Consider the following 22995-nt stretch of genomic DNA (forward strand, 5'->3'; position numbering starts at 1 on the left):
GCGCGGGTCAAGCGCGCAACAGGCGGACCTTATGTTGGGGGCCAACGTCGACCAACTCCGATGGCTCGGGCGGTGAGAACACGTTCGGTGCGGCGCTGCCATCGGAGCCAAAGCGCCAGCCGGCCGGCGCAGCGGGCTGCGTTGCCCCTGCCGCCAGACCGCCATGCCCCAGCGCGACATCGGGGTCGGGGATCGCGTCGATCAGCCGCCGCGTGTAGGGGTGCTGCGGGTTCTCGAAAATTTCCTTCCAGCCGCCCTGCTCGACGATCTGGCTGAAAAACATCACCAGCACCCGGTCGCTCATATGCTCGACCACCGACAGGTCGTGCGAGATCATCACATAGGACAGGCCGAATTCTTCCTGCAGATCGAGCAGGAGGTTGATGATCTGCGCGCGGATGGACACGTCCAGCGCCGAGACCGGCTCGTCGAGGACGACGATCTCCGGTTCCAGGATCAGCGCGCGGGCTATGCCGATACGCTGCCGCTGGCCGCCTGAGAATTCATGCGGGTAGCGCGTGCCCTGTTCGGGCGTGAGGCCGACGCTCCCGAGCATGGCGGCAATGCGGTCCGTTGCTTCCGAGCCTGTAATCCCGTGAAGTTTCAGCGGCTGCGCCAGCGACGCGTTCACCGTCTGGCGCGGATTGAGGCTGGCATAGGGATCCTGAAAGACCATCTGCGCGGCCTTGGCGCGCGCCATCCGGCTCGGCGCGCCGGGACCGGTGATGGGCTGGCCCTTGAAGCGGATCGTGCCCTCGCTGGGCTCCTGCAGCCCCATGATCGAAAGTGCCGTTGTCGACTTGCCGCAACCGGATTCGCCCACGATCGAGAGGCATTCGCCCTTGGCCAGCGAAAAGCTGACACCCGTCACCGCGTAAAGTGTCCGTTTGCCGGTTCCCAGCATGCCGCCGCCCGTGATGGGGAAGCGGACGTGCAGGTTGTCGACCTCGAGAATTGGTGCGCTCACGCTGGCGCTCCTTCCTCGCGCGGGCTGATGAAGCGCGTTTGAGTGAGCTTGGAGCGGTCGTCGATGATGCTGTCGATGTCGACCAGCCGCTGCCGGCCATGCGACGAGCGGCTGCCGAGGCGGGGCAAGGCTCCCAGGAGGCCGCGCGTATATTCATGGCGTGGGTTGGCAAAGAGAGCCTCGGTCCAGTTCTCCTCGACCAGCGTTCCGGCATACATCACGCCGACGCGCTGGCAGGTCGAGGCGATGACGCCGAGATCGTGGCTGATGAAAAGCACCGCCGTGCCGCGCTCCGTGCAGAGTTCCTTGATCAGTCGCAGAACCTCGGCCTGCACCGTCACGTCGAGCGCGGTAGTCGGTTCGTCGGCGATCAGCAGGTCGGGATCGCAGGCCATCGCCATGGCGATCATCACGCGCTGGCGCAGGCCGCCCGACATCTGGTGCGGATAGTTCTTCGCCCGGCGGTCGGGATTGGGCACGCGCACATTCGCAAGCGCCTCAATCGCCAGCTTCTCGCCCTCCGCCCAAGACTTGCCCTGATGCAGATAGAACATCTCGGCGATCTGCCGCCCCACGGTGACCAGCGGGTTGAGCGCGGTCATCGGTTCCTGGAAGATCATGGCGACGCGATCGCCCCGGAGCTTCCGCATTTCGCGTTTCGAAAGCTTCAGCAGGTCGCGGCCCCGGAACAGGATTTCGCCACCCGTCGCGCGCAATGGTTTCTTCAGAAGTCCCATCGTGGCGAGCGAAGTGACCGACTTGCCGGAACCCGATTCCCCGACGAGGCCGAAAGCCTCACCCGGCATAATCTTGAACGAAACGCCCTGCAGGATCGGATACATCTGCCCGCCGCCGGCGGGCAGGCCGACGTGCAGGTCTTTTACTTCGAGAAGCGGATCGGTCATGCCTTGCGCGTCCTCATATGCGGGTCGAGACTGTCGCGCAGGCCGTCGCCGAGCAGGTTGAAGCCCAGCACCGACAGGAAGATCGCGAGCCCGGGGAATATGGCCACCCATGGAGCGAGCTGGATCATCTCGCGCGCATCCGTCAACATCGACCCCCAGGACGGGAATGGCGGCTGGATGCCGAGGCCGAGGAAGCTCAGTGCCGCCTCCGACAGCACCGCGCTACCCATGCCGAGCGTCGCCATGACCAGGATCGGCCCCATCATGTTGGGCAATATCTGGGTGAACATAATGCGCAGGTCGGAGTAGCCGAGCGACTGTGCCGCAAGCACGTAGCCCTGCGATTTGAGCGAAAGCGTGGAGGAGCGCGCGATCCGGCACGTCCAGCTCCAGTTCGTCAGCCCGAGCGCGATCAGCAGCGACACCAGGCCCGGTCCGAGAACGGCCATAACCGCCAGCGCGAAGATCAGCGAAGGAATCGCCAGCATGACGTTGGTCAGGCCGTTGACCAGATCGTCCCACCAGCCGCCCCAGTATCCGGCGGTCATGCCGAGCGTCACGCCGATCACCGAATTGATGACCTGCGAGACGATGCCGACCGTCAGCGATATCTGCGCGCCGTAAAGGATGCGGGAATAGACGTCCCTGCCCTGGCTGTCCGTGCCGAACCAGAACTCGCTGTCCGGCGGGAGCTCGGCATTCATCAGGTTCGCACCCAGAACTGGGTCGAACGGAGCAAGCCACGGCGCAAGGGCGCCGGCGAGGATCACCACGGCGGTGAGGAACCCTCCGAAGAGGAGATTGAAACCTAGACGCATCGCCGCTTACTCCTGCTTGATGCGTGGGTCGATGGCCGCATAGAGCAGATCGACAAGCGTGTTGATGACCAGAAACCACAGCACGATGACGAGGATCGTGCCCTGAACGACGGGAATATCGCGGATCGCCACGCTGTCGACCAGCAGCGAGCCGATGCCCGGCCATGCAAACAGCTTCTCGATGACGACGGCCTGGCCGATCAGCGAGCCGAACTGCAGCCCCACGGTGGTAATGATCAGCACCAGCGCGTTGCGGGCGACGTGGCGGCGCACCACCGCCGTCTCGCTCATGCCCTTGGCGTGTGCCGTGCGAATGAAGTCCGAATTCATTACATCGAGCACGCCCGCGCGCGTCGTGCGCGCCAACAGCGCGAGCGGCGTCACCCCCAGCGCCATGGCGGGCAGGATGAGGTTGCGGAACGACCCGTCGCCGTAACCGAAGCTCGGCAGCCAGTTCAGATGCAGCGCGAAGAGCAGCATCATCAGCAGGCCCAGCCAGAACTGCGGCAGCGAAAGGCCCGAAACAGCCCCGATCATCGTGACGGTGTCGAGGACCGATCCGGGACGCAGCGCGGCCAGAAAGCCGAGAGGCACACCGATGACGATCGCGAACACCATTGCGGCCGTGGCAAGTTCCAGCGAAGCCCACATCCGCTCGTTGATCATCTGGATCACCGGCAGACGCGTACGGAACGAGGTGCCCAGATCGAACCGTGCCAGGTCCCAGATATAGGTGAAGAAGCGCTCGTGGAGCGGCTTGTCCAGGCCGAACTGGGCGGTGATCCGGGCAATGAGTTGCGGATCGGCGTTGGTCCGTCCGTCGGAGAACAGACTGGCCGCGAAGCTGCCTGGAACAACACTGAAGATCACGAAGATCAGCAGGGCGACGACGATCACGGTGGGGATGATCTGGAGAATGCGCCGAAGCGCGAAACGTAGCATGGGCGGGTCCCGTCTCAGGCCGCGTCAGGTTGCGGAGTGATACACACTCGCAAAAGAAGCCGTCCACGAGAAGCATGTCTTCCCGTGGACGGCGCTTTCGGCCTACTTGCGGCTTTCCGGAGCTGTGTCGTCGATCCAGATGTCGTCATAAGGCTGGAGCGCGAGCTCGGTCGCGTTTGGTACCAGCCCGTGCACCCACGGCTGATGAGCCATGACCGCCTTGTTGTAGTTGAAGAACCAGATCGGCGCTTCTTCCTGGATGAAGTTGTTGGCCTGCTTCAGCAGTTCCAACTGCTTGTCCGGGTCCCGCTCGGCACGGGCCGCCTCATAGATCTTGTCGTATTCGGGGTTCGAATAGGCGGTGTAGTTGCAAGCCGACTGCGGCGTCTGCGACCAGAAGCAGCGCATCACCGTCAGCGGGTCCGGCCCGGTCAGGTTCGACCAGATATAGGCCTGGAAATTACCCGACTGCACGGTCGAGCCGAGCGCTGCCGATTCGATCGGACGCGGCCGGACGGTAACGCCTACCTCTGCCAGCATCGGCAGGATCGCCTCGACGATCGGCACGCCCCAGCTTTCGTTCGGTGTTGCGGTGACCTCGAATTCGAAGCCGTCTTCATAGCCGGCTTCCTTCAGCAGCTCCTTGGCCTTCTCCGGATCGTAGGGATAGGGCTTGGCTTCGCTGTCGAACGCAGGCGATCCCAGCGGCAGCCAGCTCGTGGCGCGCACCGCCTTGCCCTTGACCAGGCGCTCGATGATGAGATCCGAGTTGATCGCGTAGTTGATGGCCTGACGGACACGCTTGTCCTTGAACGCCTCGACCTGGGTCTGGCTGAAGCCGATATTGCGGGTGAAGGTTTCGGCAACCTCGAGAAGGTTGTCCTTCAGCTCGGGATCTGCCTGGTAGGCCGAATACTGCACCGGGCCGAGGATCGAGACGTCGATCTCCTTGTTGCGGAAGGCCACGTCGCGCGCCGAGCCCTCGGCCATTACGATGATGTTGACCCGGTCGAGATAGGGCCTGCCCTCCTCGTAATAGTCATCGAAGCGCTCGACCACGATCTGCGAGCCGGGAATGTGCTCCTTGAACTTGAAGGCGCCGAGGCCGACAGGGTTGATCGCCTGCTGCTCGAGCGGCACGTCGGAGGGATAGATCGCCGTCGTGGCTTCCATGAGGTTGAAGCCCGGATTGCCCGCCGCGTTCAGCGTGACTTCCAGCGTATTGTCGTCGATCTTCTTGAGGCCCGAAATCTCGGTCGCGGCACCGGAGCCGAATTCCTCGACGCCCTTGATGATGGAGAGGTAGCTCGCGCCCGACAAGGCGTTGGAAGCGGTCGCCAGACGCTCATAGGTGAAGATGAAGTCGTCGGCGGTCAGCGGCTTGCCGTTGTGGAAGACCGCGTTCTTCTTGAGATGATAGGTGTAGGTGGTGCCGTCGTCGGAGACATCGACCGAATCCGCCAGCTCAAGCACCGGCTTGTTGGCGTTGGAATCCCACGAATACAGGCTGCGATGGATCGCAAAGGTGAGGAACTGTTCCTGGATATTGGGGCTGGAATGGGTATCTAGCGTCGAGAAGGCCGAACCGTAGGGCGCCGTGAAGTTGAACGTGCCGCCATGTCGCGGCTCATCTGCCGACCAGGCCAGCGTCGCAGTGCCGAGGCTTAGAACCGCGGCTAATGAAAGTGTCTTGAACATCGTTCTTTCTCTCCTCTGGTGGCGCGCCATTCCTTACGCTCGGGCGCGATTATCGTTGTTTGTCGTAACCTCCTCAGGCAACGGCCCGCGCAATGAGGCCGCTTTGCCGCTTATCGTGCATCATGAACGACGCGGCCTGCAAGCAAGGTGAGCACGCAGCGCGTGTCATCCCGCAAGGTCTCGGGTGCCGTCTCCACGAGATCTTCGTTGAAGACGGCGATGTCTGCCCACTGTCCCGGCACCAGCCGACCCTTCACGTTTTCCGCCTTCTGCGAATACGCTCCATACTCTGTGAAGACCTGCAAGGCCTGCTCACGGCTCAGCGCCTCGGATTCGGAAAGTAGCGTGCCCTTCCATGTCCGGCGAGTGACCATCGTATAAAGGTTCGGGAAGGGGTTGGGCGAACACACCGGAGAATCGGATCCCGTCGATGGCTTCAGCCCCATCTCCATCCACGTGCCGATCGGGTATGAGCGTGCCCCGCGCTCCTCGCCCAGCACCGAGACGTAGCTGTCGCCGAAATCGTATATGAAGGCCTGTTGCGGCGCGGGCAGGATGCCGGCAGCCTTCATGCGCCGGTTCTGCTCGTCGCTGGGATAGCCGCAATGTTCGATTCTGTGCCGGCGCTCGGCATCCGGAGAGGCCGCGAGCGCCTTCTCATAGGCGGTGATGAGCTGCTCGATGGCCCCGTCGCCGATGGCATGGCAGGCCAGCGCGTAGCCCTTGTCGTGATAGTCCTGCACCAGCGCATAGACCTGCTCGTCGGGCAGCATCTGGACGCCAAGATTTTCCGGCTCGTCCTTGTATGGCTCGGTCATCCAGGCGGTGCGGCCACCGGCCGAACCGTCGAGGAAAATCTTCACGGCGCCAACGCGCAGCATGTCGTCGCCCGCGCCGGAGACGAGGCCCATCTTCCAGCAATCCTCGACGATCGACCGTTCCGGATCGCCCAGAAGCGCGAGCCAGACCCGAACCGGCAAGCGGCCCGCCAGCTTCGCCAGTTCGTAAGCGCGGATTTCGGAAAGACCGCCCACCTGTCCGACCGCTGCATCCATCGTGCTGGTGATGCCCAGCGACAGCAGGTAGCGGCCGCCCATCTCGATCGCGTCGACCAGGCGTTCCACCGGCAGTTTCGGGATCGCCGACCTGACCATGCCGATGGCATTCTCGGCCAGCAGGCCGTTCAGGCGGTTGCCGGTCATGCCGATCACACCGCCATCCGGCGTTGGGGTGGATTCGGATACGCCGGCCAGCTCCAGAGCCTTGGAGTTCGCAATTGCGACATGGCCACACGCGCGCGTCACCAGCACGGGATGGTCCGGGGCGGCACGGTCGAGGTCCGCGCGCGTCGGGTGCACCCCGGTATCGAGCTTGACCTGGTCGTAGCCGCGCGCCAGTACCCATTCACCCTTCGGCGTCTGTTGCGCACGCTCGGCAATGGCATCGACAATTGCTTTCAGCGTCGGCGCTGCCGTGGCGGTAACGTCTACCATGCCCATGGTCAGGCCGGTCGCGATGAGATGGAGGTGATTGTCGATCAGGCCGGGGCTTGCAAAGCGGCCCTGCAGATCGACGATTTCCGTCTCCGGCCCCTTGAGCTCCATCATTTCGCCGTCGGTGCCCGTGGCCAGCACCTTGCCCTGCCATACGGCCAGCGCTTGGCAGCGGCCGTCTTCATAGCCGCGCCAGATGTTGCCATTGATCAGGATAAGGTCAGCGAAGATACGACTGGACAAAAAAGCCTCCGAAAATTGACGCCCGCGGCGCCGAAACAAAGCAGGGGATCACAGCGGAGAACCGCCGATGCATCGTGAAGTGATTCTGACTGGCGTCACGCCCCCGCGTACTGCGACGCCGAATGGATTTATACCGAGCCCCGGCCCGTCCCTCCGTGCAATCCCCGTTATTCTCCTGTGACGGGCATCTTGGCGCGCCCCTTGTCAGAGCCCCAACAGTGGGACCCCGACCGGTGCTTGGCAAATTCGCTTTTGACAAATGACTATGCAAAATCTGCATAATGTGTGCGTTACATCCTTGTCGTCGCTTCCGGGAGTGCCGATAGTGCCGCCGACAGAAAGGGATGCCTGCGTTGGAAATAAAATGGCTCGAAGATTTTGTGGCGCTGGCCGAGACCTCGAGCTTTTCGCGCGCCGCGGAGCTGCGAAACGTGACCCAGTCCGCATTCAGCCGCCGCATCAGGCAGCTGGAATCGTGGCTGGGTACAACCCTGATCACCCGCGCCACAGTACCAGCCCAGTTGACCTCGGAGGGTCGCGCCTTTCTGCCCGTCGCGCAGGAAACCATCAGCACTTTCTATGCCATTCGCGAAACGCTGCGGCCTTCACCGGGCGCACGGCTCGTGCGCATCGCCGCTCTTCACACGCTCACCTTGACCTTCTTCCCCGAATGGCTGGGTCGGTTGGAGGCCGTCGCAGGCCCCCTCGGCACCTCGTTCATTCCCGACCGGGGCGGGATCGAAGCCAATGTCGAGGCGATGGTCACGGAAGACGCGGATCTGTTCCTCACCTACGCCCATCCCGAGGTACCGCTTCGCCTCGACCGGGCCAAGTTCGAGCACCTGACCATCGGACATGACCGGCTGGTCCCGGTCGCGGCACCGGAGGTCCGCATCTTCGGAACGCCGCACAAGGGAGCGGGCATCCTCGATCGCGCCGTCTCCGGCGATCTCGTCGTGCCATGCCTGTCCTACGGCTATGCGTCCTTCTTCGGGGTAGCCCTCGGGCATCTTCTGGCCAAGCGCCCGCCCTTTGCGCGTCGCACCGTGCACGAGAACACGATTAGTGCCGGGCTCAAGAAGGTCGCCATGACCGGCTTCGGCCTGAGCTGGCTGCCCGAAAGCCTCGTCGCCGAGGAACTGGCGGATGGACGGCTCGTCGTCGCCACCACAACGGACGACTGGCATCTCGATCTCGAAATCCGCCTCTACCGCCAATACGCCAACCGCTCCAAACCGGTCGAGACGATGTGGCGTGCAGCCGAGCAGATACAGGCCGAAATCAACCCTTGATGAACCGCAGGGCACGCATGATGTCGAAGAACTCCCGCGCCTCGAGCGCCACTGCCCTCGGACCGTGCTCGCGCGCTCCGGGGTACCAGCGCGACTGATACGCGTTGACCGGATTGACAAACTCCACGACCACCTCCCACGGTCCCTCGGTCGAGGGAATGCCGCCTGCGCCGCCCGTCAGAGCAGCCTCGACCCCGTCACGAATCAGGCGGCAGGATCGCGCCGGCGCGATGGAATTGGAGGCAGGCCCGGCGCCGAACAGCGTTTCGACCGTCCCCATGCCGGGAACCATCGCGCGCGCGTCGGCGCAGATGCCTGCGTCTCCGGCAAGAAACGCCGAGGGCACACCGTAGAGCCCCGCGCACAGCGCGTTTACGGTGAACTCCGACGCCACCTCGCCATTCAGAAGCAGGCGGGAGATTTTCAGGTTGAAGGAGTGGGCAAGCGGATTGTCCTCGGTCCCCGCCTTGGCATGATAGCCGGTATAGATGGCGGCACTGAAGCTCTCGTCCAGGCCGAACATCATGCCGTCGGGATGGCCCGACCAGTTGCGCACGATCCGCACATCGTCGGGAAGTCGCTCGACCAGCAGGTTGCGCCCGCTGTCATGCGCGTCCTTGATCACGATCTCGGTGGCACCTGCGGCACGCGCGCCGTCGCATGCGGCCAGAACCTCGGCCGTCATCAGGGCGCGGTATTCAGGCCAGTCGGCATGGCCGTGGATCGTTTCATCCCAGTGGTTGATGCCGGCCGTGCCTTCGATATCGGCGGAAATGAAAATCTTCATCGTAGCGGGTTCTCCTTGAGCCAATCGGCGAGCGAGGGGTAATGGCGGCCGTCGCGGCCTAGTGTTGCAGGCGCCTCACACAGCGCGTTCAGAACGGCTTCCTGCGTCGCCTCGGCGGCGGCGCGGAAGGCGAGATCGATCTTTGCATCGTCCAGACGCCGCAGCAGAGCAAACGCGGATTGCGGCGCATGCTCGACCGGATCGGCGGTGGTAAAGCAGACAGCAAGGTCCCCGCTGCCATTGCCCCAATACGCGCCAAGCCGCGCCAGCCCAGCCCCGGCTCGGCGCGCAACGCGCTGCAACTGACGGTCGCCGAGCGGCAGATCGGTCGCCAGAACCACGATCACCGAGCCTTTTTCCGCCTCGGCATCGCGGGCGGGCACAGGTCGCCGGCCGTCCGGAAGGACCAGTTGTCCGGCCGGCCCGAAATTCGCCAGAACCATCGCCCCCAGGGTGAAGTCCTCGCCATCGATCTGCATCAGCCGGGATGACGTACCTATGCCGGCCTTGAAACCAAACGCCGTCATGCCGCTCCCCGCGCCGACCGCACCCTGGGCGAAGCCGCCCGGCCTTGCGGCATCGAGCGCCGTATCGGCATCGTGGGGCATAACCGCCATCGCCTGAATGTCGCTGATCCCGCCGTCATTGCATTCGCAGACGAGCGCGTTGACGGTCGACGTGCTGCGGCCGATCTCCGGGTTGGCCGCGACCGCCCTGCGGATCAGCGCCTGCGTGCAGGCGGCCACCCCGAACGTATTGGTCAGCAGGATCGGCGTCTCGATCGTGCCAAGTTCGGCAACCTGCATCAGCCCCGCCGATTTTCCGAAACCGTTGATGACGTCGACCGCGGCACGCGGCTTGAGCCGGAAGAGGTCGCCTTTATGCGGCAGGATCGCGGTAACCCCGGTGGCGATTCCGTCGCCAGACATCGTTCGATGCCCCACCGCCACGCCGGTAACATCCGTGATCGCATTGAGAGGTCCTGTGGGCAGCCCCCCGATCATCAGCCCCAGTTCGCGCGCTGTCGCCATCCCGTCCCCAGTTCATTGTTATTGTCCCGCGTGGCGCACCTTTATAGCGGCTGCGGAGAGGAGGTCATCGGTCCAGACACCCCTCACCGCAGTATCAAGCAGCCGGCGTCCGTTGACGAGCGGCTCTGGCGCAACGCTATCTGGAGCGTGGATGCTGGCTCCGGCTATAGTTGCACCGTCGCAGCCGACGCCGAAGATATCCAATTACGAGGCCTCTTGAATATGCCAGCACGCGTCTTGATCGCCGAATTCATGCACGAAACCAATACGTTCAGCGTCCAGAAGACGGACCGTACGAGCTTCGAGAAGGGCACGCTCTATCTCGAGAACGAGATATCCGCAGCCTTCAGGGGCACCCACACATTCATGGGCGCAGGCTACGAAGCTGCTGACAAGTACGGCTGGTCCTCCATCACGCCCCTTGTTGCCGGCGCAACGCCGGCAGGACGAGTAACGGACGCATGTTTCGAGGAATTTGCCGCGATCCTGCTCGCCGCCGCAGGAGAGGTGGACGGCATCCTCCTGCACCTCCACGGCTCCATGTCCACGGAGAGCCATGACGACGGCGAAGGCGAATTGCTGGCGCGGATGCGGGCCGCCGTCGGGCCATCCATTCCCGTCGTCGTTGTGCTCGACCTGCATGCGACCGTGACACAGGCCATGGCCGACAACGCCGACGCGCTGATCTCCTATCGCACCTACCCACATATCGACCAGTATGAGCGCGGGCATCAGGCGGCTGCCTTGCTGGACCGTACGCTTCGGGGCGAAATCCAGCCCAAGGTGGCCATCGCCCGTCGACCGATCCTTTATGCCCTGGACGGCGGCCGAACCACGTCCAGGCCGATGGTCGAGCTGCTCGCGCGGGCCGATGCGCTGGAAGCGTCGGGAGAGGCGCTGGTCGTCAGCGTCCAGGCAGGCTTCTCGTCTGCCGACGTTCACGACATCGGCCCCTCGATCCTGGTCACGGCCGAGGACAGGAACAGGGCTCAGGAGATCGCGGAAGAGCTGATGGACTATGTCTGGCAGGAAAGGCACTGGTCGACGATCACCTTTACGCCGCTCGAGGAAGCGCTTGCCGAGGCGGCCGCACCGTCGAACGACGACAGGCCTCTGGTGATTTCGGACTATTCCGACAACCCTGGATCGGGCGCCTATGGCGACACGACGACCCTGCTTCGCGCGCTCCTGGAGGCAGGGCTGACAAATGTCGGTTTCCATGCCATCTGCGACCCCGAAGCAGCGCTCAAGGCGCAGGAGGCGGGCGTCGGCAACACAGTGCGCCTGAAGCTGGGCGGCAAGGTCGACCCGTCCATCGGCGGCGCGCCGCTGGACGTGACAGCGGAGGTCGTGACGCTCTCCAGCGGTCGCTTCATCGCCCACGGACCTATCGGTGGCGGCACATGGCGCAACCACGGCCTCAGCGCGCTTCTGCGGATCGACGGCGTCGAGGTCGCGGTGATCACCAATAACGGACAGGCGACGGATCTGGCGCAGTTCACGTCACTGGGCGTGGACCCACACCGCAAATCCACGCTTATCGTCAAGTCGATGCAGCATTTCCGCGCTGCCTTCGAGCCCATCGCCCGCAAGGTGATCGAGGTCGACACCGGTGCGCTGTCGACCAAGAACTTCTTCGCTCGTCCCTACAGGCACATCCGGCGGCCCATCTGGCCGCTGGACGAGATTTGATCCAGCCGGCGGGGTGTCAGCCCGCAAACGCGAAAGCGCGCTGGGGATTCTCGACGAAGAACTTGTGAACCAGCTTCTCGCCGTCGAAGCCCGCTTCCCCGGCCTCCTCGATGAAGCGCGGTTTCCACTTTTCGAGGATGAAGCCCATGCCCAGCCCGCCCTCGCCATAGCTGGCGAACATCGTCCGCCGGGCGATGTCGCCGCCGACCATGATCTGGTCCTCATGACCCCAGCGCACGAGGTCCAGAATGCAGCGGGTTCGCACGTCTTCGGAATAATATTTGACCCGCGTGATGCCGTCGAAGGAGAAGAACACGCCGGTTTCGGCCACCTTGCGGTGCAGCCACGGATCCGGGTTGCGGTCCAGGTGCGCGATGGTGAGCCGCGCCGGATCGACGCCTTCCGCCTTGACGAGGTCGAGCTGCTCGAGGGCCATCGTGCCGAGTTCGGTGTGCGAATGGATCGGCGCGCCGGTCTCCTTGTGAGCGTCGAGCACCGCCAGCAATATCTTGATCTCCGACTCGTTCATCGTGTTGTAGCCGGTCCCGAACTTGACGACGCCGCCCCTGACATCGGTTCCGTCCATGCCTTCGGTGACCTCGGCGACCACGTGGCGCGCGAGCGCGTCGCGGCTCTGCGAGGCGATCCATTGGTTGAAGGTCATCCCCTTGCCGGGCATCTTGCCCGGCCACATGATCGCCTTGTTGAAACCGGCTGTCGCGATCACCTGCACGCCGGCGGCTTCCGCGATCCGCTTGACGGTGCCGACGTCGCGACCGTAGTCGATCGCCGTGGCGTCGTAGATCGTGCGCCCGCCCGCCTTCGCGAAGAGTTCCAGTTCCGCCTGCGAGGCCTCGGGGCTATCGAGCAGGAGATCGGTATCGCCCTTTTCCTTCCAGAGCTGCGGAATGCAATAGATGTGGTCGTGCGCATAGGTCACGCCCATTTCCGAAGGGTCTATGTCGCCACTCACGGTTCGAACGAAGGCCATGATCCATATCCTTGTGAAAATAGTTTTCTCAAAGATTATAGCTGATTTTCCGGCATCATAAAGTCACAACACGCATCTACGAAAATAATTGCAATGACGCTCGCTTTTGGTAGGTTGGCCGTCGCTGCGCCGTTTGCAGCGCAAACCGTGAGAAGCACATGGCCAAGATCCGCACCGTTCTGGGCGACATCGGGACCGACAGGCTCGGGCTCGTCTATACCCACGAGCACCTGATCACCTATCCTCCGGCGGTCCAGAAGGATCGCGATCTCGAATTGTCGAGCTACGAATGCTCGTTGCGCGAACTGGTCATCTTCAAGGAGTCGGGCGGGACGCTGCTTGTCGAGGCGACGACGCTCGACTACGGGCGCGACCCGTCGGCGATGGCGCGCATGTCCGCCGAGGCGGGTGTGCCGGTCGTCGCGGTCAGCGGCTTCAACAAGGCCGCCTATTTCCCGCACTGGGTCGAGACGACGCCGGTCAACGGCATCGCCGACAAGCTCGTGCGCGACGTTATGGAAGGCATGGACGGCGGATCGCACAAGGCTGGCCACCTGAAATCCGGCGGCTCCTACAACTTCATCCATGCGCTGGAAGACAAGACGACCCGCGCCGTCGCGCGTGCGCACAAGGAAACCGGCGCGCCTGTCTGGCTTCACACGGAAGCCGGTACGATGGGCCTGGAGATGCTCGACATTCTCGAAAGCGAGGGTGTCGACCTGGAGGCGGTCGTCGTCGGCCACTCCGACCGCAATCCGGACCCGTGGTATCACGCCTCGATCGCCAGGCGCGGCGCGACCGTCCAGTTCGACGGCGTCTCCAAGGTGAAGTACCATCCAGATTCCGTGCGCATCGCCTGCGTCAAGGCGCTGGTCGAGGCAGGCCATGCGTCGCGCCTGATGATTTCGGGCGACATGGGGCGCGCCTCCTATCTTGCCGGCTATGGCGGCGGGCCGGGCTTTGCCTTCATCGCGACGAAGTTCATTCCCCGCATGCGCGAGGAGGGCATTTCGGACGATGTGATCGACACCATCTTCAAGAAGAATCCGGTGCGCTGGCTCGCCCGGTTCTGAGCCTTTGAAACCAACGACCAGCGGCGAGCTATCCATGACTGTCGAAGCCAAGAACCTTTCCCGCGATGCCTTTGCCGCACGCATCGCGCAATGTCCCGCGGTGATCCTGCCTCTCGGCGCGACGGAGCAGCATGGCTATCACCTGCCGCTCGGCGTCGACATCATCCTCGCCGAGGCGCTGGCCGTCCGGGTCGCCGAGGCCACGGGCGCAACCGTGATGCCGGCGATGCCCTACGGCTATTCCTGGGTATGGCGCGACGCACCGGGTTCGGTGACCGTCGAATCACGCACGCTCGAGGATGTGATCGTCCAAATCGCGGAAAGCCTTGCCCGTCACGGCGTCCGACACGTGTTCCTGATAAACGGGCACGAGGCGAACGGCGCCACGATGAAATACGCCTCCCGTCGCCTGTGGGACCATGCCGGCGTCAAGGTCTGGCGTCTGTTCTATCCGGACCTGGGCTCCGTGATGGCCGAGCACTGCGAAAGCCCGACCTGGCACGGCATCGTCCATGCCTGCGAGTTTGAGACGTCGCTCATGCTCGCCGTCGCTCCGCACCTTGTCGACATGGACAAGGCAGTCCGGGAATATCCCGACCGTGACCGCGGCTATTTCCAGGGCGGCCGCCCCATGGGCGAGCTCAGCGAGAGCGGCGTTTTCGGAGACGCCACGCTTGCCACCGCCGAGAAAGGCGAGGCGATGCTCTCGATCTTCGTAGACTCCATGGCGCGCGCCGTCCGCGAGATTTGCGCGGAAGCCTGACGTGGTCCATATCGGTCCCATCGCCAAGTCGATCCAGGACCGATCATGAACGACGTCTTCAGCCGCATTTCCAAGATTTATCCCGGGCTGAAGAAGGCCGAGAGGAAGATCGCCGACCTCATCCTCGCCGATGCGGATTTCTTCCTGCGCGGCTCGATTACCGATGTCGCCGAGGCTGCCGGTGTCTCGGCCTCCTCGCTCACCCGTTTCAGCAGGCTCCTCGAGGTCGAAGGCTTCCGTGAACTGAAGCTGTCGATCGCGCAGGCCAAGAGCGCCCAGAGCCCCTATTACCACCAGTCCATCCAGGCCCTAGACGAGGTGGAGATCGCCGGCGGCAGGCTGGAATATCTCTATCTCCAGCAGGTCGTTGCCTCGCTGAACTCGACCTTCACCCGCCTCAACCCGGAAGCGCTGGTCGACGCCATCCGTGCGATACGCTCGGCAAGGCGCATACGCACCTTCGGCGTTGCAGTGTCCGGCCTCATCGCCTCGGAAACGGCAATGCGTCTCATGCGGCTTGGCCTGGAAGCCACCTATGTAGCCGACTCGCATTTCATGCGCATCGCCTCCAGCCTGCTGGGCGTTGGCGACGTCGCCATTTGCATTTCGCACACCGGCCATTCACAGGAAGTGCTCGACGCAGCCGACATGGCCCATCGCCAGGGCGCACAGGTGCTTTGCATGACCGCACCGCATACGCCGCTTTCGCGCAAGGCCGACATCCTCCTGGAAATATCCGTCTTCGAGGAGATCGACATCTACACGCCGTCGATCTCGCATTTCGCCTACCACTATGTCATCGGGCTGCTGGCATTCCATATCGGACAGTCGGCCGAACTGGACCGGGAAGGGCTTCTTGCCAAGATCAAGGCGGGCCTTGCGCGCGGCCAAAGCCCTGAGTCCTAACAATGAAAATTTTTGCATGAAAAAAATATAGCAAATTCAGAGTGATACGAAGACGTCAGCCGAAAAGGAAAATCTTTACATTTCTGGCTGGGCTGTTAGAGTTTCCTCGATGGAAGCTGGCGCCGCTCATCGTTGCGGGGGCGCCGGTCAACGCAAAGGGGAACTGCAATGAGATTTTCCGGCATCTGCACGGGCGTGGCGCTCGCACTTCTCACCCAGGCTGCCCATGCGCAGACCGAGGTGAAGCTTCATACCGGCCTCGGGCCCGCCGAGGGCGCCGAACTCGTCGACGTCTCGCGCTATGAAGCGCGCCGCGACGGCAAATATACGATCGGCTTCTCGAACGTCTTCACCGGCAATAGCTGGGTCGTCCAGCTTCTTGCCGAAGCCGAATGGCGCGCCGCCCAGTTTCCCGAGATCGAGCGCTATATCGTCACCGACGCCAATTTCGACCCCTCGAAGCAGGTGGCCGACGTCGAGGACATGCTGGCTCAGGGCGTCGACGCGATCGTCATCAACCCGACCTCGCCGGTTGCCGTCGTGCCCGTGCTCGAGAAGGCCTATGACGCCGGCGTGGCCGTAATCATCGTCGCGGCCGACGCCGAGACGGAGAAGGCGACCGTCCGCATCCTCGCCGATCAGGTCAAGTTCGGTCGCGACGGCGGCGAATTCCTCGCCGAATCCATGGGCGGCGAAGGCAAGGTTATCGCACTGCGCGGCATCGCCGGCATCTCGGTCGACACCGACCGCTGGGCGGGCGCCGCGGAGGTTTTCGAAAAGCATCCGGGCATCGAGGTCGTCGGCGAGGTCTACGCGCAGTGGGCCTATGACCAGGGCCGTCAGGCGTGCGAGAGCCTTGCGCTCGCTCACCCGCAGATCGACGGCGTGTGGTCGTCGGGCGGCGCCATGACGCAGGCTTGCATCGAGGTCTTCAACGAGCTGGGCCGCGATCTCGTCCCGATGACCGGTGAGGCCAATAACGGCTTCTTCGGCGCATGGAAGGATAACCAGTCTGCCGGCTTCGACTCGATCGCACCGCAGAACCCCACCTGGATGGTTGCCGAAGGTGTGGCCGCCGCCGTGGGCGTGCTCAATGGCCAGGACATCTACGGCGAATACAAGGTCGTCGCCGAACCCTATACCTCGGCCGACCTCGATGAGCTCTATCGTCCGGATCTGAACGATTCCTACTGGGTGGGTTCCATCCTGCCCGACGATAAGCTGAAGGAACTCTACGGCAACTGAGGCTATCATCGTCCTGTCGGCCCGGCCTTGCCGGGCCGATGGCATGCGCGGCACGCTGCGCAAATCTGTGATTTAGTTTGGATGCGATGGTGGCTGCCACTCCCCTGATCCAGGTCGAAGGCCTCAGCAAGAGCTTTGGCCCGGTCAAGGCCCTGCGCGACATGCAGCTCGTCGGCCACGCTGGCAAGGTTCATGCCGTCATGGGCGAGAACGGAGCCGGCAAATCGACGCTGATGAAGCTGCTTTCGGGCGTGTTCAGGCCGGATGCCGGAACGATCCGCCTGCGTGGCGAGACGGTCCAGTTCAACCATCCCAGCGATGCGCATCACGCCGGCATTTCCACCATTTTCCAGGAATTTTCCCTGCTGCCCAACCTGTCGGTGGCGGAAAACCTCTTTCTCGGCCGCACCGGCGAAAACGGCAGGGCCGTCGGGCGCGGCGAGATGAAAGCGAGGACGGTCGCCGCACTTGCCGCGCTCGACCTTCGCATCGATCCCGACCGGCGGGTCGGCGCACTGAGCGTCGGCCAGCAGCAGATGATCGAGATCGCCAAGGGGGTCCTCGCCGACGCGTCGGTCTTCATCTTCGACGAGCCGACCGCCGCGCTTGCCTCGCACGAAGTCGAGACCCTGTTTGCGTTGATCCGCAGGCTCGCCGGCGAAGGCAAGGTCATCTTCTACATCTCCCATCGGCTGAGCGAGATCTTCGCGATCTGCGACGACATCACGATCATGAAGGACGGCGCATTCGTCCGTTGCGTGCCTGCGGCGGAAACGAACGTCGACGAGGTTATCCAGGGCATGGTGGGGCGTCCCATCGAAGAGCTTTTCGAGCCCCGCGCAGCGCAACCCGGATCAGTTCTGCTGTCTGCCAAAGATCTGCGCGGAGAGGCGTCTCCGCATCCTCTATCGCTCGAAATCCGCGAGGGCGAGATCGTCGGGATCGCCGGCTTGGAAGGCCAGGGCCAGCAGGAGCTTATGCGCCTTCTGGCGGGCTTCGACAAAGCCGATGGCGGCTCGCTCGTCCTCGGCGGCGATGCGATCGAGGGGCACTCGGCGCGTCGGCGCATGGCGGCGGGCATCGGCTTCGTCCCGGAAAGCCGCAAGGATGACGGGCTGTTCCTGTCGCTCGACATCGGCGCCAACATGGCCACGGCCGCCATCGCGCGGCGTGGGATTCTGTCTTGGGTTCCCGGCATACGGCAGCAGGTCGGCGGCATCATGAAGGACCTCGCCGTCAAGGCGCCGAACGCACGAACGGCGGTCGTTGATCTCTCGGGCGGCAACCAGCAGAAGGTGGTGCTTGGCCGCTGGCTGCTTGCGGGCGCCCGTATCCTTCTCTGCGAGGAGCCGACCCGCGGCGTCGATGTCGGTGCGAAGCGCGAAATCTACCGCCAGCTCAGGCAGTTCGCCGCCGGCGGGCACGGAATACTCGTCACGTCGCGCGAATTGCCAGAACTTATCGGCCTCTGCGACCGTCTTCTTGTCATCCGCGACGGCAGGATCGTCGCCGAGGTTCCGGCCGAGGGCGCGACCGAGAGCGAATTGCTGCGGGCGGCCTTGCCTGCCGTCGAAAGCCAGGCGGCATGAGCGCCGCATCGCCAAGTGCCCCGCGCAGGCTTCTTGCCCGCTTCCGGCAGGATGCGTTCTGGTACCGCCAGCGCGGCGCGGCCTTGTCCTTCGCGATCCTGGCGTTGATGCTGGCCGCGCTGTCGGTCATCGTGCCCCAGAGCTTCTATTCCGGCACGAACCTGTCGAACCTTGCGGGCCAGCTCGCACCCCTCTTTCTCGTCTCGCTGGGCCAGACCTTCGTGCTTCTGGGCGCCGGGTTCGACCTCTCCGTCGGCGCGGTTATTTCGCTGACCTCGGCCATTCTGACGCTGGATCTGGCCGACCCGGTCAAGATACCGCTCGCTTTCGCCGCAGCCGCTACCGTCGGGCTCGCCAATGGTATGGGCTGCGTCTATCTGCGCGTTCATCCTATCATCATGACGCTGGCGACCAGCTCGATCGTGCAGGGCATCGCCCTGATCCTCCTCCCCACGCCCGGCGGCGTTGCACCGCGCGCACTTGTCGGGCTGGCGTCCGGTTCGTTCCTCGGCCTTCCCGCCGGCTTCTACTGGATCGTCGCCGGCGTCGTCGCCGCGATCTGGCTGATGCACGGGACCGGCTACGGCGTGAAGCTCTATGCGACGGGCCAGAACCCGCAGGCCGCCTGGATAAGCGGCATCGCAGCGCCGAAAATCCGCGTATCGACCTATGTGATCTCGTCTCTGGCGGCCGCGCTCGCCGGTGCCTACCTGACCGGACGCCTCGCGTCGGGCGACCCCAATGTCGGCAGCGCACTGGGGCTCGATAGCGTCCTGGGCGCGGCTCTCGGCGGCACGCTCCTCTCCGGAGGCGTCGGCGGTCCGATCGGAACCATTGCCGGCGTGCTCATCATCGGCATTCTTAACAACGGGCTCAATCTGGCTGGCGTATCGCCCTACTACCAGTTCGTCGTGAAAGGCACGATGCTGATTGCCGCCGTAAGCCTCTTCCGCAGACGCGAGGCCGGCCTGTGAAGAGGATGCTTCTTTCTCTTCCCCCTGCCTTCTGGGGGTTGATAGCGGTCTGCGTGTTTGCGGCCTTCACCCAGCCGCAGTTCCTGTCGCTTCCCTTCCTGATGATCCTGCTGCGTCAGGCAGCGCCGCTCGGCATCGTTGCGCTCGGCCAGACATTCGTCGTGGCCAATCGTTCGCTCGATCTCTCGGTCGGTGCGACGATCGCGTTCGTCAACCTCATCGTCTCGCACGCCATGTGGAACGGCTATCCCCCAGCCGTACCCATCGCCGTGGCGCTCTCCGCCGGACTTTTCATCGGCCTCGTCAACGGCGTGCTGGTAACGGTGCTGCGCGCATCGGCCGTCGTCGTCACCCTTGGCACGGCCGCCATCATCACCGGCATAGGCTTCCTTTACACCGGCGGCGCGCCCGGCAGCTCGATGGCCGACGTGATCAAGTGGCTCGGCCGTGGCCGCATCGGCGTGGTTCCCGTGTCCGGCCTCATATGGCTCGGCTTCGCCATCGTCGCCTATCTGCTGATGCGGCGTCTTACGATCGGTCGCTACATCTTCGCCGCAGGCGACAACCCGTCTGCCGCCACCTATTCCGGCATCCCGGTGAATCGTACGCTACTCGTCTCTCATGTCCTCAGCGGGCTGTTTGCGGCGAGCGGCGGTCTGCTGCTTTCCGGCCTCGTCGGCGTCGGCTCGCTGAACCTCGGCGCCGACTACGTGCTGAGCTCGATTGCCGCTGTGATCCTCGGCGGAGCGGTGTTCGGCGGCGGAGCCGGCGGCGCAGTGGGAACCGTGCTGGGTGCCGCCCTTCTCGTCATGGTCCTCAACCTGCTGACGGTGTTCGGTGTGGACCAGTCAGGCAAGTTGATCGTGCAGGGTCTGGTCATCGCCGTTGCGGCCATCATCTACCAGCAGGGCCGGCGTGGTTGACGGCCTGACGCTCGGGATCGATTTCGGCACCTCCGCGGTCAAGGTTGTGGCGCTGCGTGGGGACGGCACGGTCGCGGCTCACGCGAGCAGCGGCTACGAGACCTTCAAGCCCGCACCGGATCGCGCCGAACAGGAGCCCGAGGACTGGTGGCGCGCGCTTTCGACCGCTGCCGCGTCCGTCATGGCGGAAATCGACCCCGCGAGCGTCATCGCGGCCGGCCTGTCGGGACAATTGAACGGCATCGTGCTGATCGATGCCGACGGCGCGGCTCTCGGACGGAGCCTCATCTGGCTCGACCAGCGCTGTGGCGACGAGGTCGCCGAACTCGAGCGCTCGCATGCCGAGACGCTTGCAGCCAAGGTCTCGTCCCCAACCTCTCCGATCGCGGTGCTGCCCAAGCTGCAATGGCTGGCCCGCCATGAGCCTGCGCGAATGCACCGGGCAAGACATGTGTTTCAGGTCAAGGATTACATCCTGTGGCGCCTCACTGGCGCCGTCGCGACGGATGCCAATGAGGCGTCGGCAACGCTTATGATGAACCTCGCCAGCCGCCAATGGGACGCGGCGCTGGTCGCCCTTTCGGGCCTAGCGACCGGCCATCTGAGCCCGATCCGCGCCTCAACCGAAATAGTCGGCCGCGTCACCGCCGAGGCATCGGCAGCAAGCGGCCTGCCCCGTGGCCTCGGCGTCGTGCCCGGTTCGGGCGACACCGGTGCGCTCGGCGTCGGCTGCGGCGCGTTCGCAGCCGGTACAGCGGCCGTGACGCTCGGCACCGCCGGCCATATCGTCGCCTCCGTTCCCAACCAGCCTCCGGCGTTGGTTCCGGGCCTGTGGCGGATGGCGCACGTCACGCCCGACCGCGAACTATGGCTTGGGCTCATCCCCGCCGGCGGCCTCTCGATCGCCTGGCTCCGCAATCTAGGCACCGGTTTTGCCGGCCGCCCCTTCGGCTTTGACGATCTTGAACGCCTTGTTCAGGCAACGGAGCCCGGATCGGGCGCCGCTGTTTTCCTGCCGTTCCTCGAGGGTGCCGGCACGCCATGGAACGACCCCTCGCGGTTTGCCGCCGTTGCGGGCCTGAACGTCACGCACGGAGCCGGTCATCTCGTGCGCGCCGTCTATGAGGGTGTCGCCTTCAACATCCGTGCCTGTCTGGAAAGTTTCGAGGTGGCCGGAGTCAGCCTTGAGCGGGTCCATCTCGCCGAAGGCGGCGCCCAGTCGCCTGCATGGTGTCAGATCATCGCCGACGTGCTGGACCGCGACGTCCGTGTCGTCGCCGAACGCGACACGTCGGCCACCGGCGCTGCTATTCTCGCGCGTGCGGCGGTCGACGCCACCGACCTCGCAGTGGTCGTCGAACGCTCTGTGCGGATCGCGCGGGTCCACGAGCCTAACCCCGCCGTGCGAGACCGGATAGACCTTTCATGGAAGCGCTTCCAGCAAGAGGCCGGACGCACCAACTAGGTCAGGGCGCCACGCTTGCCGCCCGCATCCTCGTCTCAGTCGAGGCGGGCGAGCAGACCCGCCATCAGCCGCGCCCGTTCCGCAAGGCTGTCCACCTCGATATGCTCGCCCAGCGTGTGAAGCCCCGCACCGCGCACGCCAATCGAATCGAGCGTCGGGATGCCGAGTGCGCCCGTGAAGTTTCCGTCGGAACCGCCGCCGGCGCTGCCATGCGTCAGGTCGAAGCCGATTTCGGCGGCCACCGCCTTGCCCACTTCATAAAGCGCCATGGTGCCCGCGTCCGGCTCCCAGACGGGACGCGTAACCCCGCGCGTCACCTCGAACCGGACGTCGTTCTCCTCCGCCGTCAACGCCAGCATCGCCTCGACGCCCCGGTCAAGATCATCCTGGCGCTTCGCCATCGACAGGGCTTCTGCATGGCAGACTGACGAAACGCAGTTGACCCACTGGCCGGCATGAATGACGCCCACGGAGAAGGTGCAGTCTTCGGTGGTCATCGCTTCCACCTCAAGCAGCTTGCGCGCCATCAGCGCGATCGCCGAGCGACCGTCCTTCAGCGCCCAGCCGGCGTGGCTCGGCCGGCCCTCGGTCTTCAGGTTGAAGCGCGCGATCGCATAGCGGCCGGTCACCGCGCCGCCGTCGGGGCGCGCGGGCTCGGGCACCAGCACATATTTGTTCTTCCGCGCTTCCATCTCGATCAGCTCGCGGGTCGAGGGTGTGCCGACCTCCTCGTCCGGCGTGAACAGCACTGTCACGGGCAGAGGCGTTTCGATGCCAGCCAGCGCGAGCTGCCGGATCGCCTCCACAGCCGCGTAATTGCCGCCCTTCATGTCCTGGATGCCCGGGCCGTAGCATTTGTTGCCGTCACGACGGAAAGGCAGCTTTTGGAGTGTTCCGACAGGATGGACGGTGTCGAGATGGCCGGAGATCAGGATGCCCGGTTTGCCGAAATCCTTGTGCGGAAACCGCGCGCGGACGGAGCCCCCGAACCCCATGCGGCCGGGGATCCGCTCGATCTCGGCGCCTGCGGCCGCCAGATCGTAGCTGGCAAGGTCCATCATCCGGTCGACGGCGGCCGCGTCGAATGTCGGGCTTTCGCACTCGATCCAGGGCTTCAGCCCGGAAAGCATGGCGTCGCTGTCGAAGGGGAGTGCGTTGAGGTTCATGGATGCGTCTTTCGGCATCGGCTGGAATCGCC

The 22995-nt window shown here is 64.2% G+C and carries 20 protein-coding genes; 10 read left to right on the top strand and 10 right to left on the bottom strand.

Annotated elements, in window-relative coordinates; genetic code table 11:
• Window positions 1-7 precede the first annotated feature (7 nt).
• The 6 genes from V1479_RS00730 to V1479_RS00755 all read right to left on the bottom strand — a co-directional run bounded on the left by V1479_RS00730 (window position 8) and on the right by V1479_RS00755 (window position 7066).
• On the bottom strand, window positions 8-967 hold the full coding sequence (locus V1479_RS00730) for an ABC transporter ATP-binding protein (RefSeq protein WP_368801242.1): 960 nt from the start codon (window positions 965-967) through the stop codon (window positions 8-10).
• Window positions 964-1872, bottom strand: coding sequence for an ABC transporter ATP-binding protein (locus tag V1479_RS00735; RefSeq protein ID WP_173188927.1), 909 nt, complete (start codon window positions 1870-1872; stop codon window positions 964-966). Before V1479_RS00735 ends, V1479_RS00730 begins: the two co-directional genes overlap by 4 nt.
• Window positions 1869-2690: an ABC transporter permease gene (locus V1479_RS00740; RefSeq protein ID WP_173188926.1), complete on the bottom strand. Its 822-nt coding sequence runs from the start codon at window positions 2688-2690 to the stop codon at window positions 1869-1871. Before V1479_RS00740 ends, V1479_RS00735 begins: the two co-directional genes overlap by 4 nt.
• Window positions 2691-2696: 6 nt before the next feature.
• Complete coding sequence (locus V1479_RS00745) at window positions 2697-3632, bottom strand: ABC transporter permease (RefSeq protein WP_173188924.1); 936 nt, start codon at window positions 3630-3632, stop codon at window positions 2697-2699.
• A 102-nt stretch (window positions 3633-3734) separates the two neighbouring features.
• Entirely contained in the window at window positions 3735-5330 is a 1596-nt protein-coding gene (locus tag V1479_RS00750) for an ABC transporter substrate-binding protein (protein WP_368801243.1), read from the bottom strand.
• 110 nt (window positions 5331-5440) lie between these two features.
• A complete protein-coding gene (locus tag V1479_RS00755; RefSeq protein WP_368801244.1) occupies window positions 5441-7066 on the bottom strand; it encodes an amidohydrolase in 1626 nt (541 codons plus the stop codon).
• A 353-nt stretch (window positions 7067-7419) separates the two neighbouring features.
• On the opposite strand from V1479_RS00755, the gene V1479_RS00760 reads away from it, so the two are divergent.
• Entirely contained in the window at window positions 7420-8358 is a 939-nt protein-coding gene (locus V1479_RS00760; protein ID WP_368801245.1) for a LysR family transcriptional regulator, read from the top strand.
• Here the strand turns inward: V1479_RS00760 and V1479_RS00765 are convergent.
• Window positions 8348-9145: a M55 family metallopeptidase gene (locus tag V1479_RS00765; protein WP_368801246.1), complete on the bottom strand. Its 798-nt coding sequence runs from the start codon at window positions 9143-9145 to the stop codon at window positions 8348-8350. The two genes, V1479_RS00760 and V1479_RS00765, sit on opposite strands and share 11 nt — an antisense overlap.
• Window positions 9142-10176, bottom strand: a complete 1035-nt coding sequence (locus V1479_RS00770) for a DmpA family aminopeptidase (RefSeq protein ID WP_368801247.1) — start codon at window positions 10174-10176, stop codon at window positions 9142-9144. The genes V1479_RS00765 and V1479_RS00770 overlap by 4 nt, the downstream gene beginning before the upstream one ends.
• A gap of 222 nt (window positions 10177-10398) precedes the next feature.
• Here V1479_RS00770 and V1479_RS00775 point away from each other — a divergent pair, with 222 nt between their 5' ends.
• On the top strand, window positions 10399-11868 hold the full coding sequence (locus tag V1479_RS00775) for a M81 family metallopeptidase (protein WP_368801248.1): 1470 nt from the start codon (window positions 10399-10401) through the stop codon (window positions 11866-11868).
• A 16-nt stretch (window positions 11869-11884) separates the two neighbouring features.
• Here V1479_RS00775 and V1479_RS00780 read toward each other — a convergent pair whose 3' ends face one another.
• The gene (locus V1479_RS00780; RefSeq protein ID WP_368801249.1) at window positions 11885-12859 is read right to left on the bottom strand and encodes a phosphotriesterase family protein; all 975 of its coding nucleotides are present in this window, start codon (window positions 12857-12859) and stop codon (window positions 11885-11887) included.
• A gap of 158 nt (window positions 12860-13017) precedes the next feature.
• On the opposite strand from V1479_RS00780, the gene V1479_RS00785 reads away from it, so the two are divergent.
• The 8 genes from V1479_RS00785 (at window position 13018) to V1479_RS00820 (ending at window position 21797) form a co-directional block, all read left to right on the top strand.
• Window positions 13018-13932, top strand: coding sequence for a phosphotriesterase family protein (locus V1479_RS00785; RefSeq protein ID WP_368801250.1), 915 nt, complete (start codon window positions 13018-13020; stop codon window positions 13930-13932).
• 34 nt (window positions 13933-13966) lie between these two features.
• Window positions 13967-14695: a creatininase family protein gene (locus V1479_RS00790; protein WP_368801251.1), complete on the top strand. Its 729-nt coding sequence runs from the start codon at window positions 13967-13969 to the stop codon at window positions 14693-14695.
• A gap of 45 nt (window positions 14696-14740) precedes the next feature.
• A complete protein-coding gene (locus tag V1479_RS00795; RefSeq protein WP_368801252.1) occupies window positions 14741-15601 on the top strand; it encodes a MurR/RpiR family transcriptional regulator in 861 nt (286 codons plus the stop codon).
• Between the two features lie 168 nt (window positions 15602-15769).
• On the top strand, window positions 15770-16846 hold the full coding sequence (locus V1479_RS00800; RefSeq protein ID WP_368801253.1) for an ABC transporter substrate-binding protein: 1077 nt from the start codon (window positions 15770-15772) through the stop codon (window positions 16844-16846).
• Between the two features lie 89 nt (window positions 16847-16935).
• The gene (locus tag V1479_RS00805; RefSeq protein ID WP_368801254.1) at window positions 16936-18435 is read left to right on the top strand and encodes a sugar ABC transporter ATP-binding protein; all 1500 of its coding nucleotides are present in this window, start codon (window positions 16936-16938) and stop codon (window positions 18433-18435) included.
• Window positions 18432-19409 carry an ABC transporter permease gene (locus V1479_RS00810; RefSeq protein WP_173188900.1) on the top strand — a complete coding sequence of 326 codons (978 nt, stop codon included), beginning with the start codon at window positions 18432-18434 and terminating at the stop codon, window positions 19407-19409. Before V1479_RS00805 ends, V1479_RS00810 begins: the two co-directional genes overlap by 4 nt.
• 5 nt (window positions 19410-19414) lie before the next feature.
• Window positions 19415-20332, top strand: a complete 918-nt coding sequence (locus tag V1479_RS00815) for an ABC transporter permease (RefSeq protein ID WP_368801255.1) — start codon at window positions 19415-19417, stop codon at window positions 20330-20332.
• A complete protein-coding gene (locus V1479_RS00820; RefSeq protein WP_368801256.1) occupies window positions 20325-21797 on the top strand; it encodes a xylulokinase in 1473 nt (490 codons plus the stop codon). The genes V1479_RS00815 and V1479_RS00820 overlap by 8 nt, the downstream gene beginning before the upstream one ends.
• Before the next feature lie 35 nt (window positions 21798-21832).
• Here the strand turns inward: V1479_RS00820 and V1479_RS00825 are convergent, their stop codons facing one another.
• Window positions 21833-22963 (bottom strand): M20/M25/M40 family metallo-hydrolase, encoded by a 1131-nt coding sequence (locus V1479_RS00825; RefSeq protein ID WP_368801257.1) that lies wholly within the window; start codon window positions 22961-22963, stop codon window positions 21833-21835.
• Window positions 22964-22995: the final 32 nt, after the last annotated feature.

This window comes from Neoaquamicrobium sediminum, from assembly GCF_040970315.1.
In the GTDB taxonomy this organism is placed as follows: domain Bacteria; phylum Pseudomonadota; class Alphaproteobacteria; order Rhizobiales; family Rhizobiaceae; genus Aerobium; species Aerobium sediminum.

What these genes read in the sequence shown, in the direction of transcription:
- V1479_RS00775 (WP_368801248.1), top strand. Translation starts at nt 10,399, where the DNA reads ATGCCAGCACGCGTCTTGATCGCCGAATTCATGCACGAAACCAATACG.
- V1479_RS00810 (WP_173188900.1), top strand. Translation starts at nt 18,432, where the DNA reads ATGAGCGCCGCATCGCCAAGTGCCCCGCGCAGGCTTCTTGCCCGCTTC.
- V1479_RS00740 (WP_173188926.1), bottom strand. Translation starts at nt 2,690, where the DNA reads ATGCGTCTAGGTTTCAATCTCCTCTTCGGAGGGTTCCTCACCGCCGTG.
- V1479_RS00795 (WP_368801252.1), top strand. Translation starts at nt 14,741, where the DNA reads ATGAACGACGTCTTCAGCCGCATTTCCAAGATTTATCCCGGGCTGAAG.
- V1479_RS00790 (WP_368801251.1), top strand. Translation starts at nt 13,967, where the DNA reads ATGACTGTCGAAGCCAAGAACCTTTCCCGCGATGCCTTTGCCGCACGC.
- V1479_RS00800 (WP_368801253.1), top strand. Translation starts at nt 15,770, where the DNA reads ATGAGATTTTCCGGCATCTGCACGGGCGTGGCGCTCGCACTTCTCACC.
- V1479_RS00765 (WP_368801246.1), bottom strand. Translation starts at nt 9,145, where the DNA reads ATGAAGATTTTCATTTCCGCCGATATCGAAGGCACGGCCGGCATCAAC.
- V1479_RS00785 (WP_368801250.1), top strand. Translation starts at nt 13,018, where the DNA reads ATGGCCAAGATCCGCACCGTTCTGGGCGACATCGGGACCGACAGGCTC.
- V1479_RS00780 (WP_368801249.1), bottom strand. Translation starts at nt 12,859, where the DNA reads ATGGCCTTCGTTCGAACCGTGAGTGGCGACATAGACCCTTCGGAAATG.
- V1479_RS00815 (WP_368801255.1), top strand. Translation starts at nt 19,415, where the DNA reads ATGCTTCTTTCTCTTCCCCCTGCCTTCTGGGGGTTGATAGCGGTCTGC.
- V1479_RS00735 (WP_173188927.1), bottom strand. Translation starts at nt 1,872, where the DNA reads ATGACCGATCCGCTTCTCGAAGTAAAAGACCTGCACGTCGGCCTGCCC.
- V1479_RS00825 (WP_368801257.1), bottom strand. Translation starts at nt 22,963, where the DNA reads ATGAACCTCAACGCACTCCCCTTCGACAGCGACGCCATGCTTTCCGGG.
- V1479_RS00745 (WP_173188924.1), bottom strand. Translation starts at nt 3,632, where the DNA reads ATGCTACGTTTCGCGCTTCGGCGCATTCTCCAGATCATCCCCACCGTG.
- V1479_RS00750 (WP_368801243.1), bottom strand. Translation starts at nt 5,330, where the DNA reads ATGTTCAAGACACTTTCATTAGCCGCGGTTCTAAGCCTCGGCACTGCG.
- V1479_RS00770 (WP_368801247.1), bottom strand. Translation starts at nt 10,176, where the DNA reads ATGGCGACAGCGCGCGAACTGGGGCTGATGATCGGGGGGCTGCCCACA.